Source organism: Actinomadura fibrosa (assembly GCF_900659615.1).
GTDB classification, from domain to species: domain Bacteria; phylum Actinomycetota; class Actinomycetes; order Streptosporangiales; family Streptosporangiaceae; genus Spirillospora; species Spirillospora fibrosa.
In genome coordinates, this window is record NZ_CAACUY010000031.1 from 25,491 (window position 1) to 41,269 (window position 15,779).

Below are 15,779 nucleotides of genomic sequence, written 5' to 3' on the forward strand. Positions count from 1 at the left end.
GAATGCGTCCTCCTAGACCGAGGTGATGCAGTTCCACACCGTGTGGGCCGGTTTCTGTTCGTCGACGATCGCGCCGACGTTGGCGACGACGCCGTCCAGCGCCGACCGGCGCGCGGCCTCGTCCTCGGGCAGGCGGCCCTCGGTGAAGTGCAGGACGACGTCGAACTCGAACGGCCTGACCCGCGACCAGTACGGCTCCTGCCCGCCCGCCGAGGGCTGCCCGGGATCGCAGACCACCAGGTGGTCGCCCGCCGCGGCGAGGCCCGTCGGGTACACGAACTGCGCCGGCGGCGTCACGCGGACGGCTCTGCTCCCCGCGATCGCGAAGACGCCGGCGTGCTCGGCGACCGGGCAGATGAAGGGGTTGGAGTCGGACGGGGACAGCGGCTTCAGCCCGACGTCCAGCACGTACAGCAGCCCGTCCCGTCCCCGGGCCAGGCCGGTCGGCGCGACCAGCGGCCCGACGGGCAGGGGCGTCACCGTCCACGACGTGCCGGTGCGCGCCACCCGCAGCAGCGCGCCCGGGTACTCCTCGGGCCCGGCGGGCTCCTGCGGTCCGCCGTCCCCGACCAGGAGGGTGCCGTCGCGGTCGACCAGCAGCGACAGCGGTTCCTGCGCGGACGCGAGCGCGTTGCGGGTCACCGTCAGCGGATCGGGGCGGACGGTGTGGATCGTCGGCGGGCTCGATGACCCCGGGCCGAAACCCCCGTCCAGGATGAGCAGGTCTCCGGAGGCCGGGTCCACCGTCATCGCCGCCGGGCGGAAGAACGTGCCGCTCGTGGCGAGGCTGGTCACCAGCGTCGCGGTGCGGTCCTGGAAGGGCGCGGGGACCGCGTACAGCTTCCCAGGCCGGTCCAGGACGTACAGGGTTTCCGGACGTCCTCCGCGCGCGGGCCGCACCGCCACCGCCACCACCTGCGTGAACGCCGTGTCCGGGACGAGCGGGAGCGGCCGGGGCGGGGTGCCGCCGATGTCGTAGCGCCCGGACGGGTCGAGCCGCCACACGCGGCTCGGCGCGTCCACCGGCGCGTCGCTCGGCAGCCCGAGGTCGCCGGCGAAGAGCCCGCCGCCGGTCCCGACCGCGACGCACTGCGGCCGGATCAGCCCCTGCGGCGGGAGGCCCGCCCCGGACGGCACCGCCCCGGAGGTGACGAGCCCGGACACCGTCCCGGACGGCGCCACCGCGAGCAGCCTCCGCCCCACGTCCAGCGTGATCCGGGGCCGGATCGCGCCGGCGGCGTACAGGTCCAGGTAGGAGTTCAGGGCGGACTGGCGGCCGCGGCCCCGGTAGACGGAGGCGATCCGGTAGATCACCCGGCGGCGCTGGTACTCGTCCCACAGGTCGGCGCCCTGGAGGGTCGGGAACTCCAGCGCCACCCACGAGGCCAGCCACGGCAGGAGGTGCTCGGGGGTCGTCCACGGGTCGGCGAGCCGGTCCAGCGCGGCGATCTCCTCGGCGAGGGAGCCGTGCGCGGGAACGCCGTCGGGCCGGCCGCTGAGGGTCTTCTCGAAGACGCGCAGCAGGTCGGCGAGCGGGTCGCCGGCGAGGACGGGCGGCAGGTACCGCAGGTAGCCGCTCATACCCGCGCGTCCACCATCGTGATCGTCTGGGTGGCGGACGCGCAGACCAGCTCGTAGTCGGCGACGCGGACCGACGCCCCGTCCTGCGACAGCGGGAAGGGCCGCGCGGGCGGCGTGTAGGCGGGGGCGTCGGGCCGCACCAGCAGCTTGGACAGGTAGCCGAGGTCCTGCGTGGGGGCGATCGCCTGGAACAGGTCGGAGGCGAACACCGGCTGCCCGACCTGCCAGCCGGTGCCGTCCGGGCCGCCGCGGGTGGGGTGGAGGAACCGCTGGATGCGGGCGAGGGTGTCGGCCCTGACCTGGTCCCGGTCCGCGCCGGCGCTGGTCGCGCGCTGCCACAGCGTCACCTCCACCGTCACGATCACCGGCAGGTAGCACGGCCCGTGCACCACCAGCTGCGCGGTCAGCTCCCTGCGCGGCTCCAGATGGGCGCGGACCTCGTCCACGTCGCCCGGGGACGGGACGGGCCGCGCCACCGACGGGCCCTGGTCCGGCGCGATGACGAGGTTCACGGTGCCGGGCGCCCGGACGATCCCGCCGTAGTCGTAGGGCGTGCCGTCGTCGTCGTGGCGCCGGGGCGGCAGGCAGCGCACCACGATCGGGCCGGACGCCTCGCGCACCAGGAACTCGTAGTCGTCGGCCGTCACCGCCCGGTCGCGGATCTTCAGCTCCTGCGGGGCCCGGGCGAGGGTGTCCTCGACGGGCTCCTCGTCCACGCCGTCCTGGCCGGGGCCGAGGTTGGTGACGGCCGAGACGCCCGCCGGGACGGCCCCGGCGAGCGTGGTGCCGAGCACCGTCACCTGGCCCGGCGGGACGTTCCCGTCCTGCCCGCCGGAGACGTACCGGTAGCGGAGCGCGCGGATCCGGCTGCCCGCCGGAGGGATCGAACCGTGCCCCTCCAGCCCGGGCGCGGTGTGCGGGTCGTAGGAGCCGAAGCCGATCTCGCCCGTCACGGGGTCGGCGCGGTAGACGGTGCCGGGACCGGACGGCAGGTCGTCCGCGAGCGTCCAGTCCTGCCAGACCGGGGGGCTGCCCGTGCCGACCTGGATCGCGAGGTCGCCGTAGGGGGCGTCGAAGGAGGGGCGCCGGGCCAGGGGCCGCTGCGCCAGCGCGAACACCTGGAACGGGGCGCCGGTGCTGACGCCGAGCTCCTCCGGGACCCGGACGGTGACGGCGGTCCGGGCGGGCGCCGCGTTGAACAGCAGCCGCTCCAGCCCGATGAGTGCCGGGCCTCCGCCGCCGTTGGCGATCCGCAGCCCGATCCAGAACAGCGTGTCGGTGACCGCGCCGCCCGGGGCGCGCGGCGGAACCGTCTCCCAGGGATGGTCCGCCGCGGAGCCGGGCGCGGGGCCGGTCGGCTGCTGCGCGCTCCAGCCGGCGGGCGGCGTGCACCGGAACGCCCCGTCGTGGGTGAACGCGTCGGTCTCGTCGCTCGCTCCCGTCAGGACCGGCCAGGCGAGCGGGTCGGCGTCCCCGGCGGAGTGGACGAAGGTGACGGCGAGGCCGGGCGGCGCGCCGCTGTACAGCCGCACCTCCGGCGCCAGCTCCTCGGACGTCGCGCGGTCGAAGCCCAGGCACAGCTGGGCGGTCTGCGCGGCCGGCACCTGGATCGCGGTCTTGCCGGACAGCGCCGACGTGACGTCGTCGTACGCGCCGCCCGACACGAGCACCGCCGCCTTCAGCGCGGTCGGCAGCACGCGGGCGTCGGCGTCGGTCTCGAAGACGACCGGCCGGTCGCCGCCGGTCTGCGCCTGCGTGCCCGCCGGGACGACGACCGCGCCCGCCCCGGCGGTGAAGGTGAGGTAGGCGTGCGCGGGGACCGCGGGCCTGCGGGTGATCCCGAGCAGGTCGAGGAACGCCACGTACGTCTTGTCCGGGACCTGGTTCAGCCGGTAGATCATGCTCTCGGCCAGCCACGCGAACAGCTCGATCAGCGTGATGCCGAGGTCGCTCGGGTTGTGGTCCGTCCACTGCGGCGCGTAGACGGGGATCAGCGCGCGCATCTGGTCGACGAGGTCCTGCCAGGTCCGGTCGTCCAGGTTCGGGGGGACGATCCGGCCCCGCCGCGACTCGAACGTCATCGTCCGCCTTCCAGGTAGAACGGGTAGACGAGGTTGCGCACCTCGTTGGTGGCGCGGAGCCGGTACTGCACGTCGATGAGCAGGCGGACGTCGTCGTTCGCGACGGCCACGTCGAGGACGTCGATGCGCGGCTCCCACCGGGCGAGGGCGTCGGTGACGTAGTGCCGGGCGAGGTCGGCGGTGGCGCCGTTGTTCGGCGCGAACGCCAGGCTCCGCAGGTTGGCGCCGAAGGTGGGGCGCATCACCCGCTCGCCGTGCTGGGTGCCGAGGACGATCCGGATCGACTCGGCGACCTTGGCGGCCCCGGCGGACTCGGCGACGCCCCCGCCGTCCAGCCGCAGCGGGAAGGCGGGGCCGCGCCCGTAGAACTGCCCGGTCACGGCGCCCCCAGCGTGGTCTGCGAGGACGTCACCGTCAGCGCGCCGGCCACGCCGCCGATCTGCCCGTCGGTGGTGCCCGCCAGCGAGGCGAGCAGGACCGGGCTGCCGCCGACGAGCAGCTTCGCCGAGCGGCCGCCGGTGATCGCGCGGACCTTGCCGCAGGGCTTGTCGTTCGACGACACCGGCGTGCACGCCGTGTCGAACGTGGTCACGCCCGCCTCCAGCAGCACGGGCTCCCCGGCCACCGCGAGCTTGGCGGCGCTGTCCGGCAGGACGTGCCCGGCGGTGGCGTGGCCGCAGGTGATGGTGGAACCCGTCGTCAGGACGTTCACGTCACGTTCACCTGCGACTCCGTCATCGTGATGGTGGTGGCGCCGCCGTGGGCGGACAGGACGATGTCGCCCGCCGCCCGGACCGTGACGGCTCCGGTGACGGCGTCCAGCTCGATGGAGCCGCCCTTCGCGTCGGCGACGCGGACGCCCCCCGCGCCGGGCGTGTCGTCGAAGGTGATCGTGTGCCCGGCCCTGCTCTTGATCACCCGGGTGCCGTTGGTGCCGTCGCGGTCGGTGACGGGCGGCCCGTTCACCGCGTTCCACAGGCTGCCGACGATGTACGGCTTGGACAGGTCGCCGTTCTCGAACGCCACGAGGACCTGGTCGCCCGGCTCGGGCAGCGAATAGAAGCCCATGTCCTTGCCGCCCATCGGCGTCGCGCACGGCGCCCAGCCGCTGGTGAAGGTGTCGGACAGGCCGGGGAACGCCACCCTGACCCGGCCCGTCGGGATCTTCGGCGGGATCGCCCGCAGCTCGTCGTTGTCGCGGACCTCGCCGACCACGACGCCGTGGAAGCGCGCCGCCTCGTTCGGCGACGGCTCCTCCACGAGCTTGCGGCGCAGCAGCCCGAGCAGGCTGGAGTGCCCGCGCGGGGAGATGGAGAAGTCGGTGGTCAGGCCGCCGCCGTCCAGCCGGTGGGTGACCTTCCGGACCCGGTAGGTCCCCGAGAAGCGCCGCCCGACGCCCTCGATCCGCAGATGGTCGCCCGCGGTGAGGTCCGGCAGCCCGGCGCACGACCCGGTGCCCTCGTACATGCCGTCCAGCAGGTCCGCCAGCACCGACCGGGCGAGCAGCGCCGCGTCCAGGGGGTTCTCGACGGTCTGCTGCCGGACGCCCCTGCGGGCGAGCGAGGCCAGCAGGTCTAGGGCGGCGCCGCCGAGCCGCTCGACGACGTCGTCGAGGTCGAACTCGCCCGCCAGCACCGTGGCGGAGACCGCCTGCGCGAGTTCCTGGTTGTAGCCGCGGACGACCTGGAGCCCGGCCATCGCGGCGGCCGAGATGCGCGGCTGGAACGAGGCGAGGTTCCGGCCCCACTCCAGCGTGTGCGCGGGCGGCGCGGGGCGGGGAAACCGGAAGTGCAGCCGGTCCCACTGGACGTACACGTCGAAGAAGTACCGCGCCGCCCGCGACTTGAGGAACGCGAAGTCGCTCTCCGTCTGGATGATCTTCTCTTGCAGTCCGGGGGTCGGGTCCACGAGGGGGATCAGGCCGTTCTCCGCCGCCAGCCGGGCCGCGATGACGCTGTCGTTGGCGAACGCGTACTCGGTCGGCTCCGGCTGCGCGCGCCGCATCCGGTACGACTTGTCGTAGCCCGACACGCGGACCGTGGGCGGGCCGCCCGCCGGGAACGACGGCTCGATGGCGGCGATCTCGCCGAGGAACGCCGGGACGAGGCCGTCGCCGTAGCCGAGGTGGATCTCCACGGTGCGGCCGGGGTCGAGCAGCGCCGAGTCGAGCAGGGCGTTGTCCGCGTTCCGCAGCGTGACCGCGAACGTGCCCGCGAGGTCCAGGTCGGTCTCCACGACCACGTCGAGCAGCTGGGACGCCAGGTCCGCCGCCAGCGCCACGCCGGAGATCCGCACCTCGCACCGCGGCGCCGTCATGCCCGCCCCCCGGGGATGACGAGCTGGGTGCCGGGCGGCACGTCCAGCGGGTCCTTGATCCTGTTGGCGTCGGCGATCCGCCGCCACCGGCCAGGGTCGCCGAGGTAGGCGGCGGCGATCGAGCTCAGTGTGTCGCCGACCGCCGTGGTGTGCACGGTGACGTCCGCGCCGCCGGGCGCGCCCGTCCCGGGGGCGCCGGATCCGCCGCCCGCCAGTGCCTGGACGGTCGGCGGGCCGAGGAAGAGGCCGTGCCCGATCTGCGGCCCCTCGGTGTCGGCGTGCTCCTGGAGCCGCACCGACAGGGTGGAGCGGACCGGGGTGCCGTCCCGCAGGAACATCGTGTAGCGCTGCCCGGCGTCCAGCATCACGCACCGGAACTGGACGCGGCCGAGCGAGAACAGCAGCACCGGCGGCGCCATCGTCTGCCGCCCGCGCTCCAGCAGCGCGACGATCGGCCCGGTGTGCGCGCGCACGTCCTCGCCGGACTCGTAGGTGTCGAAGAACAGCTCCATGGACAGGGTGCGCGCCTTGCCCCGGATGTACTGCACCGGCGGCGCGTCCAGGCCGGGGATCGGGACCTCGGCGTAGACGTTGCCCTGCTCGACCTTCAGCTCCTCGGGGTTGTACATCACCGGATGCGCGGCGCCCGTGCCGGTGTCGATGATCGTCGCCTTGGCCAGCTCGTGGCCGGCCCGCCTCGGCACCGGGCGTCTCGGCCCTGGCAGCGCCATCTCAGCCTCCTCGCTCGAACTCGGCCCGCACCTGCCGCATCAGGTCCGCGACGACGTCGCGCCGCAGCCGCTCCAGGTCGACGGGCGCGGGCGGCGCGGCGACGTCCCTGCCCGTCCCGGCCGCCAGTGGGATCGGGGGCGGTGCGGGCGTCGCGCCCGTTCCCGTGGACGGCCCGCCCGTCTCGGCCTCTGGCGGCCCGTACCGTGCGGGCGGCGGACCCGGTACGCCGATCCCGGAAACGGCACCGGGATGCGCGGTCGTTGACCAATCCGCTGGGGGCTCGGACGCCGCTGGATCGGGCCGCGTCGCCGCGGGGAAGCTCCACCGGGCCGCCGACTCGACGGCGAGCGCGTGATCCTCACCGGCGTGCGCGTGCGGCGGGGCTCCACCGGACGCGCCCTGCCGAGCTGGGAAGCGGGTCTGCGTGACGTGCGCGGCCTCGTGGGCCAGCAACCCGAACCCTTCCGGCTCGTCGGGCTGGAAGCGGCCGTCGCGGAAGTGGACGTCGGCGCCGAGCGTCACCGCGTCGGCCCGCAGGCTCCGGGCGAGCGCGTCGGACGCGGCTCCGACGTGCGGCCGCAGCACATCGGCTCCCGGACCGGCCAGGTCGCGGAGCCTGCCCCGGACGTCCTGCGCGAGCGGCACCTGCCTGGCCTCCGTTACGCCATCGGATCCTGCCTGTGGCACGCCGCCCGGTACCTCGTCCGGCCACGGCGCGCGGGGGCCGGGCAACGCGTTCCGGCCGGCCGGGTGCGTGCGCAGCGGACCCGCCGGTCGGTCGGGCGGTCGCTCGGCGCGGTCGGGCGGGCGCTCGACGCGGTCGAACCGGCCCGCCAGCGGCGCGGCGTTCCGGGCGGCCCTGGCCAGCACCGGGTCGAGCGCCGCCGTCCAGGGGAAGTCCGGCACGTGGCGCGCCGCCAGCCGCAGGCCGGCCTCCTGGAGCCGCTCCCCGAGCGTCGTCATCCCGCCTCCTGGGCGATCTGGTCGAGCACCTCGGCCACCCAGCGGCGGCGGGTCGCGTGGTCGAGGTCCAGGACTTCGTTGAGGGTCCAGTGCGCGTGCCGTCCGAGAAAGGCCACCTCCTGATGGACCCGGTCCAGGGGGTAGCCGGTCATCCCCCCAGCGGCGCCACCTCCACCTCGTGGCCCTGGCCGCAGTGCGGGCACTCGACGGGGGCGCTGCGCGGCGCCAGGCCGTTGATCCGGTTGTAGAGGTCCTGGAGGTAGGCGAGGTCCTCCGAGAACAGGCCCTCGATCACCCCGGGGTTGACCTCCGGCAGCCCGCCGAGCCGGCTGACCACCCGCGACAGCAGCAGGACGACCAGGTACGCGGGCCAGTTGCGGACCCTCGGGTCCTTCAGCGGGTAGATCTCGTCGGCCGCCGTGGCGAGCCGCATCACACCGGTGCGGTGCAGGGTGCCGTCGGCGTCCACGTACCCCTTGGGCAGCTCGAACTCGACCTCGGTGACCAGCACGCTCATACGCGGGTCAGCCCCTCGTGCGCGAGCACCAGCGTGTCGATGGAGATGTCGCCGCCCTTGGCGGTGAACGCCGAGCTCTCCCATTTGGTCGGCCAGGCGTTGACGAAGTTCCACCGGGCCACTTCGGTGCTGTTGTCGAGGTCGAAGACCACGATCGAGCCGTTGCTGCGGACGACCGTGCCGAGCACGATCTGCTGCCGCCAGTCCCACAGCTCCGTCGAGGCCGTGAGACCCCATTTCAGCGAGATGTCGGAGTAGCTCGTCCGGCCGGGGAGCTTGTAGGACGTGGTGTTGTCGCCGCCCTGCCGGTTCTCGATGACCTCGGTGGTGGAGCCGAGGCCGCTGCACTCGATGAAGCTCGCCTGGGCGATGCCGTCCAGCTCGACCAGGAAGTTGAAGTTGCGGAACGGATCGACCCGCTGTCCGGTGGTGGGCATTGCTGCTCCTTATCCCTCGCTGATGGACGCGCCGCCGTCCCACAGGCCGATGCGCAGCTCGATGAACTCGGCCGGGCGGCTCGGCGCCAGCCCGATCTCGATGACCACCTCGCCCCGCGCCCGCACGTCGGGCGGGTTGAGCTCCTCGGTGATCGAGACGTAGAAGGCATCCTTCGCGGTGGCGCCGAACAGCGCCCCGGCCTGCCAGACCCGGGTGAGGAACTCGCCGATCGAGCGCTCCAGGCCCCGCCACAGCCGCAGGTCGTTCGGTGCGAACACCGCCCAGCGGACGCCCTGGCGGATCGAGTCCTCCACGTAGCAGACCAGCCGCCGGACGTTGACGTACTGCCAGGAGACGCTGGTGGTGAGCGTCCGCGCGCCCCAGACCAGCGGCGGGCCGCCCGGGAACCGCCTGATCGCGTTGATGTTGCGGTGGTTCAGCTGCCCCTGCTCGGTGTCGTTGAGCTGGTACTCCACGTCCAGGGCGCCGCGGACGTCCTCGTTGGCCGGGGCCCGGTGCACGCCGACGGTGTCGTCGCAGCGGGCCATGATCCCGGCGACGTGCCCGGACGGCGGGACGGTGAGCCGCCGGTCCGGCGCGCCGGGATCGGGGATGACCAGCCACGGCCAGTACAGGGCCCCGAAGCCGTTGCCGGAGTCGAGCCCGCCGCGCTGCGTCAGCAGCGGGCCCTGCGGGTTCACCGGGTTCGCGTCCTGGACTCCGTCGAGGACCGCGAACCGGTCGCCCATCGTCTCGCAGTGCGCGAGCACCTTCGCCTGCGCCGCCGCGTCCACCGTCCCGGGCAGGCAGACCATGCTGACGTCGGGGTAGCGGGTGAGCCGGTCGATCGCCGCGTCCAGCCCCGCGGCGTTCTGCACCGGCACGATGTAGGCGAACGTGCCGCCGTTGTCGAAGAAGCCCTTCACCGCGTACGGCAGCTGCACGCCCGCCTTGTAGTCGCCGAACTTCGCCACGTACGCGGTCCACGTGGTGACCGGGAACGGCTCGCCGAGCCCCGCCTCGCCGGGCAGGACGGCCGGCGTCCCCACGAACGCGGTGACCGTGCTGCCCACCCCGGCGATCGGCCCGGCCGGGGTGATCTCCTTGACGTAGACCCCGGGGGCCGCGGTGTCGTAGGCCATCATCTCTCCTGTCGCTCGAAGCGGTGGGGCACGCGGGCTCACGCGTCCAGGACGGGTTTGAGCACGACGTTCTTGACGAGGGGGCTGCGGTCGGACCGGTCGAAGGGTTCGGCGGCGACCGTCACCGTCAGGCCGAACGCCGGCCGCGGCGGGATGCCGAGGGCGCTCCAGAAGTGACCCATCGCCTGCCCCTCGGCGGACCGGGCGACGGTCATCGGAAGGGAGTACGGCTGCGTCGTCAGCGAGCCCCGGAGGACGCGGTCCGGGACGACGGGGAAGCGGGCGAGCCAGACCAGGGCGGCGCCGAGGAGCGCGTGCTCCTCGGCGGTCCTCAGCCCGCCCGTCTGGTGGGACCACGCCGTGACCAGGTAGTCGCAGTCGAGCCGCACCGCGGGCAGCCGGGCGGTGACGGCGTCGGGTGTGCGTTCGAGCACCCTCGCCTCGTCGCGCAGCACCCGGTTCTCCGCGATCTCGTGCAGGAACAGGTTCAGCGTCGTCTGGTCGGGACGGTAGTCGCGGTCGGGCGTGTCGAAGGCGACCTGGGCGCCGCGCAGCGCGTCGGGGGCGGCGGCGTCCCGGACGAGCGCGGCCATGGTCTGGTCGAGGTCCTGGAACATCACGCCTCACCCGCTGCGGGAGTGACCCGGCCGGTCTTGCGGTGCTCGCGGCGGATCGCCTCCAGCACGTCGCCCTGCCCGATGGGCTGGCCCGCCGCCGCGGCGGCGAACGCGGCGCGCAGCACGACGTTGCGGATCTCGCCGCCGGTGAGCGGGAACTCCCCGGCCAGCGCGGACAGGTCGAGGTCGTCGCCCCGGGGGGCCCGCGCGGGAAGCGACCGCTCCCAGATGAGGCGCCGCTCCGCCTCGCCGGGGAGCGGGAAGTCGACGACGAACCCCAGCCGCCTGGTGAACGCGGGGTCCAGATGGCGGCGCAGGTTGGTGGCCAGCAGCGCGATCCCGTCGTACTGCTCCAGCCGTTGCAGCAGGTAGGACGTCTCGACGTTGGCGTACCGGTCGCGTGCGTCGCGGACCTCGCCGCGCCTGCCGAACAGGGCGTCCGCCTCGTCGAACAGCAGCACGGCGTCCGCGTCGCCCGCGGCGGCCAGGACCTTCTCCAAATTCTTCTCGGTCTCGCCGATGTACTTGCTGACCACCGACGACAGGTCGATCGTGTACAGGTCGAGGCCGAGCTCCCCGGCGACCACCTCGGCGGCCATCGTCTTTCCGGTGCCCGGCGGACCCGTGAACAGGGCCGTGACGCCCCGGCCCCGTGACGCCTTGTCGGCGAAGCCCCAGTCCCGCCAGACCGTCCGCCGCCCGGTCACCTGGGCGCACAGCTCGCGGAGCTGGCCGAGCCCGTCGGCGGGCAGGACCAGGTCGTCCCAGCCGTTCAGCGGCTCGATCCGCCGGGCGAGCGCCGCCAGCTCATGGCCGGTCTGGGCGCGGGCCGCGGCGAACAGCTCCGCGCGCCCCGGCCCCGCCGTCCCGTCCGGACCGGTCGGGTCGTCCGGATCCGGCTGCCCGGATTGCGGCGGGCGCATCGCCCGCTCCACCGCCCATGTCGCCGCGGCCGCCGCGACGGCTCCGCCGATCCGGTCCGGCCCGAACCGGAAGCGCGCGGCGAGCTCGGCGGCCGGAGCGGCGTCCATTCCGGCGGCGGCCAGCCGGACCGTCCAGACGCGGTGCCGGACCTCGTAGCAGGGACGCGCGAACGACACCTCGACGGTGTCGCCCGGCGGCCCGGGCAGCGGCCCGGCGCCGGCCGTGACGGCCACGCCCGGATAGCCGCGGACCTCGTCCGCCAGGTCGTCCGGAGCGTAGAGGAGCGCCCCGTGCAGGGACGCCTCGCGCAGCACATGGAACATCAGGTCCGGGCCGGGCGGCGCGTCGACGGTCAGCAGCGGCACGCCCAGCCGCCCGGCCAGGGCACGGGCGGTGGTGCGCCGGCCGGAACCGCGCGGACCGTCGAAGTGCAGGCGGAGGCGGCGGCCCCAGGCGGCCTGGACGGCGACGAGCAGGGCCGCCCGCCGCTCGTCCGGCAGCGGCGCCTCCGCCCACAGGCTCGGCGGAGGCGAGGTCAGCGTGCAGAACGGGACGAGCCGCCGGTCGAGCCCGTTCTGCCCGAGGAGGACGTCGGCGATCTGCTCGTCGAGCGCCATCCGGCGGGCGATCAGCGGACCGTCCCCCAGCAGCGCGACGATCCGCTCGGAGATCAGCGGGGCGTCGCCCTGGAAGTGCCGCCGTTCGGCGCCGGGCACCGATGCCAGCGCGTCGGCGACGGTCGGCCGGGCGCGTCCCGTGACCTCCGGTTCCAGGGCGAGCGCGGTGACGCCCATCTCGGCGTCGGTCAGCGCGTACGTGTCGCGCAGCCATTGTCCGCGAAAGGGCTCCGCGGGAACGGCGCACTCACGTGGCCGCGCGGCCGCTGACACATCCGACACACCTGCCCCCATGCGTGAATCACCACACGCCGGGCCTGAATGAGCAAAAGGCGTCTGGCGTGAGACCGCGGTCGCCGTGCGGCCGCCACCGATGAGAACACGTACAGTAAACGGAAAAGCAAGCCGTGTCGACTCGACGGGAAAGCCGATCGAATCGGAGTTCCCGGAAATTGTCCGTTAAGTTCCTAATTCCCTAACTAGCCGCAGCTAGCATGGTATTCGGCCATCACGGGGTCTCTTTTTGAGGTCGTCCGTACGACACTTCTTGGAGCGGTCCCGGAGGCCGGGGCGCGTCACGATGGCCGGTCCTCTTTTGTATACGTGCATCGTTCTCTTATGTGATATACGACCCTGATTAGAATCATCTTCTCTTTGTCGGATCATTCACTCGGCCCGGCGCTGTACGGAGGGCCGGAGGGAGCAGGGGGAGCGCGTCCGGAAGCCCGAAGAGCGCGAACAAGCCTGGTTCGCGGAACGCGACGATCCGCGCGATCCCCGTATCGCGGATCGAGAGGACCATCACCGCGTGCGCGCGGTGGACCCCGTCCTCACCGCGCCCGTACATGGCCACCGCGGGCTGCCCGTTGGCGGCGGTCACCACCATCCGGGACGCTCCCGGCGCGGTGAGGACCCGGGTCTCGAAGAACCGGGCGACGGACGCGCGTCCGGAGAACCAGGTCGGGGTGGGCGGCATCTCCAGGGCGGCGTCCTCGGTCAGGAGCCCGATCAGGGCGCCGACGTCGGCGTTCTCGAACGCCGCGGCGTAGCGGTCGAGCAGCTCCCGCTGGCGCGTGCCGCCGGCCTCTCCCGTGCCGTCCTCGGTGGGGGCCACCCGGCCGAGCTGCGCGCGCGCCCGCTGGAGGAGGCTCTTGACCGCGGGCACGGAGATGTCGAGCAGCGCCGCCACCTCCGCGGCCCGCAGCGCCAGCACGTCGCGCAGGATGAGGACGGCCCGCTGCCGGGCGGGCAGGTGCTGCAAGGCCGCGACCAGGGCGAGCCGCAGGCTCGACCGCGCGGTGACGACGGCGGCGGGGTCGTCGTCCGGGCCGGCGGGGGCCAGCCGGTCCGGGAACGGCTGGAGCCAGGCCGTCTCCGCCGGCGGTGCCACGGGCGCGTCGGGGTCGTCCGAGGGGGCGCCGAGCCCCGCGGGCAGCGGCCGCCGCTCGCGGTGTTCGAGCGCGGTCAGGCAGGCGTTCGTCGCGATCCGGTACAGCCAGGTCCGCAGCGACGCCCGGCCCTCGAACCCCTCGTACGACCGCCAGGCGCGCAGGTAGGTCTCCTGGACGAGGTCCTCGGCGTCGTGGACGGAGCCGAGCATGCGGTAGCAGTAGGCCAGCAGCTCGGACCGGTACGGATCGGTCAGCCGAGCGAACGACTCCTCGTGCGCTCGATCGTGCGCTGTCACGAGCGCCCGGTGTTCCGGCCGGGACGGACCTGGGCGCGGTTGTCGGGCGTCACCGTCCGGCACCGGCCCGATCGGCCAGCTCGACGATCTGCACGTAGTTCCCGACCGGGTCCTCCACCGTGGCGATGCGGCCGGGGCCGAAGTCCTCGACCGGGCGGACCCAGCGCGCGACCCCCACGTCCTTCAGATGGGCGGCGGCCGCGGCGATGTCGTCCACGTAGAAGTTGATCAGGATGCGGCCGGGCTCCCGTGCGCTGCGCTCCAGGTCGTCGCGCCGGTCGAACACCAGCCGGTTGCCGCCGATCATCAGGACGGTGCCCGGGTCGGCCGACGGCGCGAACGCCTCCCGGTACCAGGCGCTGAGCCGCTCGGGGTCGGCGCTGCCCAGCACGAGCCCGCCCAGCCGGATCTCCGTCATCTCCATCATCCCTCTCGGTCGTCGAACGGATCCCTCACACCTGTGGACCCGGCGACACGCGAAAAGGAATCGGCCGCGCTCCGGTCACTCGCGCTTGGCGGTGAACGTCAGGTGGGTGACGCCGCTGGGCGTGGAGACCGCTTCGATGTCGTACGCCTCGTCCAGTGCTTCCAGGCCGTCCCAGAGCCGGACGCCGCGGCCGAGCAGGATCGGGATCTGCACGACGTGCATGTGGTCGACCAGCCGCTCGGCGAGGAAGTCGCGCACCACCGAGGGGCCGCCGCCGAGGCGCACGTCCTGGCCGCCGGCCGCCTCGCGGGCCGTCTTCAGCGCCTCGGCGGGAGAGGCGTCCAGGAAGTGGAACGTGGTGCCGCCCTCCATCTCGACCGACGGGCGCGGACGGTGCGTGAGGACGAAGACCGGCGTGTGGAACGGGGGATTGCTGCCCCACGCGCCCGTGTAGTCGGGGTCGTCCTGCCAGCCGGGCGGGCCGAACTTCCCGGCGCCCATGATCTCGGCGCCGATGCCGGCGCCGTGCATCGCGGCGAACGCGTTGTCGGCGCCGGTGGTGCCGGCCCGGCGGCCTCCCATCTCATGCCAGAACCGGGTGGCGAACATCCACTCGTGCAAACGCTCGCCCGCGTGGCCGAACGGGGCGTCGGCGGCCTGTCCCTCGCCGGTGGCGAAGCCGTCTAACGAGATCGTGAAGTTGTGGACGCGAAGGTCGGACATCGGGTGCTCCTCCGTGGAGTCGGCAATCTGGCGCACCCCAGCATGGGGGAGGGGCGATCATGTCGTCTAATGCCCTTTTTCGAGGACATCCATTGATACCCTCGATGAGTGCTCAGCCTCGTTCATCTCCGAGTCCTGGCCGCTGTCGCGCGGCGGGGCTCGGTGACCGAGGCGGCGAAGGACCTGCACTATTCCCAGCCCTCGGTCAGCCACCACCTGTCCCGCCTGGAGGCGGCGACCGGCGTCAAGCTCGTCCAGCGCGTCGGGCGCGGCATCCGGTTGACCCCGGAGGGCCGGCTGCTGGCCGACAGGGCGGCCGAGATCGTGGGCCGCGTCGACGCGGCCACCGCCGAGCTGGCGGCGCAGGCCGGCCTGCGGGCGGGACGGGTCCGGCTCGCCGCCAACGCGTCGGCGCTGAGCACCATCGTGCCCAAGGCCGCCGTCGAGCTGGCCCGGGCGTACCCGGGCCTCGAACTGGTCCTGGTCGACCGCCATCCGGTCGAGGCGCTCCAGATGCTGCGCCACGGCGAGATCGACATCGCGCTCGTGTTCCAGCACGCCGACGCCCCGGTCGAGGACGAGGGCTTCCGCCCCGTCCACATCGCCGACGACCCGATCTACCTCATCAGCCGGCGTCCCGGCGACACGGTCGCGAACCATCGCCGGTCCGCCTGGATCGGCGGCTGCCTGCGCTGCCAGAGCGAGCTGGTCGGCGTGTGCCGGCAGGAGGGCTTCACGCCGCGCATCGCGTCGCTCAGCGACGACATGGTCGTCGTGCAGGCCCTCGTCGCCGCCAGCGCGGGCGTCGCCACCCTGCCCGGGCTCGCGCTCCGGGCCCATCGCCAGCCCGACGTCCACGCCACCGAGATCGCCGGTTTCCCGCGCCGGATCCACGCCGTCACCTACGGGGAGCCCCCCGACCCGCCCGCCATCGCCGCCGTGGTGGCGGCGCTCGCCGAGGCGGCCGCGTGAGCGGCCTCCGGAGCGGCGATGGCGCGGGCGGGCGGGTGACGG

17 protein-coding genes are annotated in these 15,779 nt (G+C 73.9%); 1 reads left to right on the plus strand and 16 read right to left on the minus strand.

From position 1 onward, the window contains the following. Window positions 1–12 precede the first annotated feature (12 nt). The 16 genes from E1300_RS13970 to E1300_RS14040 form a co-directional block, all read right to left on the minus strand. Window positions 13–1,581 (minus strand): phage tail protein, encoded by a 1,569-nt coding sequence (locus tag E1300_RS13970; RefSeq protein ID WP_131757415.1) that lies wholly within the window; start codon window positions 1,579–1,581, stop codon window positions 13–15. Beyond that, window positions 1,578–3,662, minus strand: a complete 2,085-nt coding sequence (locus tag E1300_RS13975; RefSeq protein ID WP_131757416.1) for a baseplate J/gp47 family protein — start codon at window positions 3,660–3,662, stop codon at window positions 1,578–1,580. Before E1300_RS13975 ends, E1300_RS13970 begins: the two co-directional genes overlap by 4 nt. Next, entirely contained in the window at window positions 3,659–4,042 is a 384-nt protein-coding gene (locus tag E1300_RS13980; RefSeq protein WP_131757417.1) for a GPW/gp25 family protein, read from the minus strand. The genes E1300_RS13975 and E1300_RS13980 overlap by 4 nt, the downstream gene beginning before the upstream one ends. Beyond that, window positions 4,039–4,374, minus strand: a complete 336-nt coding sequence (locus tag E1300_RS13985; RefSeq protein ID WP_131757418.1) for a hypothetical protein — start codon at window positions 4,372–4,374, stop codon at window positions 4,039–4,041. Before E1300_RS13985 ends, E1300_RS13980 begins: the two co-directional genes overlap by 4 nt. After that, the gene (locus E1300_RS13990; RefSeq protein ID WP_131757419.1) at window positions 4,371–5,978 is read right to left on the minus strand and encodes a phage baseplate assembly protein V; all 1,608 of its coding nucleotides are present in this window, start codon (window positions 5,976–5,978) and stop codon (window positions 4,371–4,373) included. Before E1300_RS13990 ends, E1300_RS13985 begins: the two co-directional genes overlap by 4 nt. Then, window positions 5,975–6,709 carry a CIS tube protein gene (locus E1300_RS13995; RefSeq protein WP_131757420.1) on the minus strand — a complete coding sequence of 245 codons (735 nt, stop codon included), beginning with the start codon at window positions 6,707–6,709 and terminating at the stop codon, window positions 5,975–5,977. The genes E1300_RS13990 and E1300_RS13995 overlap by 4 nt, the downstream gene beginning before the upstream one ends. 1 nt (window position 6,710) lies before the next feature. Beyond that, complete coding sequence (locus E1300_RS14000) at window positions 6,711–7,673, minus strand: eCIS core domain-containing protein (RefSeq protein ID WP_131757421.1); 963 nt, start codon at window positions 7,671–7,673, stop codon at window positions 6,711–6,713. After that, on the minus strand, window positions 7,670–7,825 hold the full coding sequence (locus E1300_RS50040) for a DUF6760 family protein (protein WP_165502827.1): 156 nt from the start codon (window positions 7,823–7,825) through the stop codon (window positions 7,670–7,672). The genes E1300_RS14000 and E1300_RS50040 overlap by 4 nt, the downstream gene beginning before the upstream one ends. Then, a complete protein-coding gene (locus E1300_RS14005) occupies window positions 7,822–8,190 on the minus strand; it encodes a phage tail assembly protein (RefSeq protein WP_131757422.1) in 369 nt (122 codons plus the stop codon). The genes E1300_RS50040 and E1300_RS14005 overlap by 4 nt, the downstream gene beginning before the upstream one ends. Next, a complete protein-coding gene (locus tag E1300_RS14010; RefSeq protein WP_131757423.1) occupies window positions 8,187–8,627 on the minus strand; it encodes a phage tail protein in 441 nt (146 codons plus the stop codon). Before E1300_RS14010 ends, E1300_RS14005 begins: the two co-directional genes overlap by 4 nt. A gap of 9 nt (window positions 8,628–8,636) precedes the next feature. Further along, window positions 8,637–9,770 (minus strand): phage tail sheath family protein, encoded by a 1,134-nt coding sequence (locus tag E1300_RS14015; RefSeq protein ID WP_165502828.1) that lies wholly within the window; start codon window positions 9,768–9,770, stop codon window positions 8,637–8,639. Window positions 9,771–9,808: 38 nt separating this feature from the next. Next, the gene (locus E1300_RS14020; protein WP_131757425.1) at window positions 9,809–10,387 is read right to left on the minus strand and encodes a Pvc16 family protein; all 579 of its coding nucleotides are present in this window, start codon (window positions 10,385–10,387) and stop codon (window positions 9,809–9,811) included. After that, window positions 10,387–12,210 carry an ATP-binding protein gene (locus E1300_RS14025; RefSeq protein ID WP_165502830.1) on the minus strand — a complete coding sequence of 608 codons (1,824 nt, stop codon included), beginning with the start codon at window positions 12,208–12,210 and terminating at the stop codon, window positions 10,387–10,389. The genes E1300_RS14020 and E1300_RS14025 overlap by 1 nt, the downstream gene beginning before the upstream one ends. A gap of 361 nt (window positions 12,211–12,571) precedes the next feature. Then, window positions 12,572–13,615: a sigma-70 family RNA polymerase sigma factor gene (locus E1300_RS14030; RefSeq protein WP_131757427.1), complete on the minus strand. Its 1,044-nt coding sequence runs from the start codon at window positions 13,613–13,615 to the stop codon at window positions 12,572–12,574. A 49-nt stretch (window positions 13,616–13,664) separates the two neighbouring features. Further along, on the minus strand, window positions 13,665–14,033 hold the full coding sequence (locus E1300_RS14035; RefSeq protein ID WP_207399714.1) for a VOC family protein: 369 nt from the start codon (window positions 14,031–14,033) through the stop codon (window positions 13,665–13,667). A gap of 84 nt (window positions 14,034–14,117) precedes the next feature. After that, window positions 14,118–14,765 carry a dihydrofolate reductase family protein gene (locus E1300_RS14040; RefSeq protein WP_131757429.1) on the minus strand — a complete coding sequence of 216 codons (648 nt, stop codon included), beginning with the start codon at window positions 14,763–14,765 and terminating at the stop codon, window positions 14,118–14,120. A 108-nt stretch (window positions 14,766–14,873) separates the two neighbouring features. Between E1300_RS14040 and E1300_RS14045 the strand changes: the two genes are divergently transcribed. Beyond that, window positions 14,874–15,737 (plus strand): LysR family transcriptional regulator, encoded by an 864-nt coding sequence (locus E1300_RS14045; RefSeq protein ID WP_131757430.1) that lies wholly within the window; start codon window positions 14,874–14,876, stop codon window positions 15,735–15,737. Window positions 15,738–15,779 lie beyond the last annotated feature (42 nt).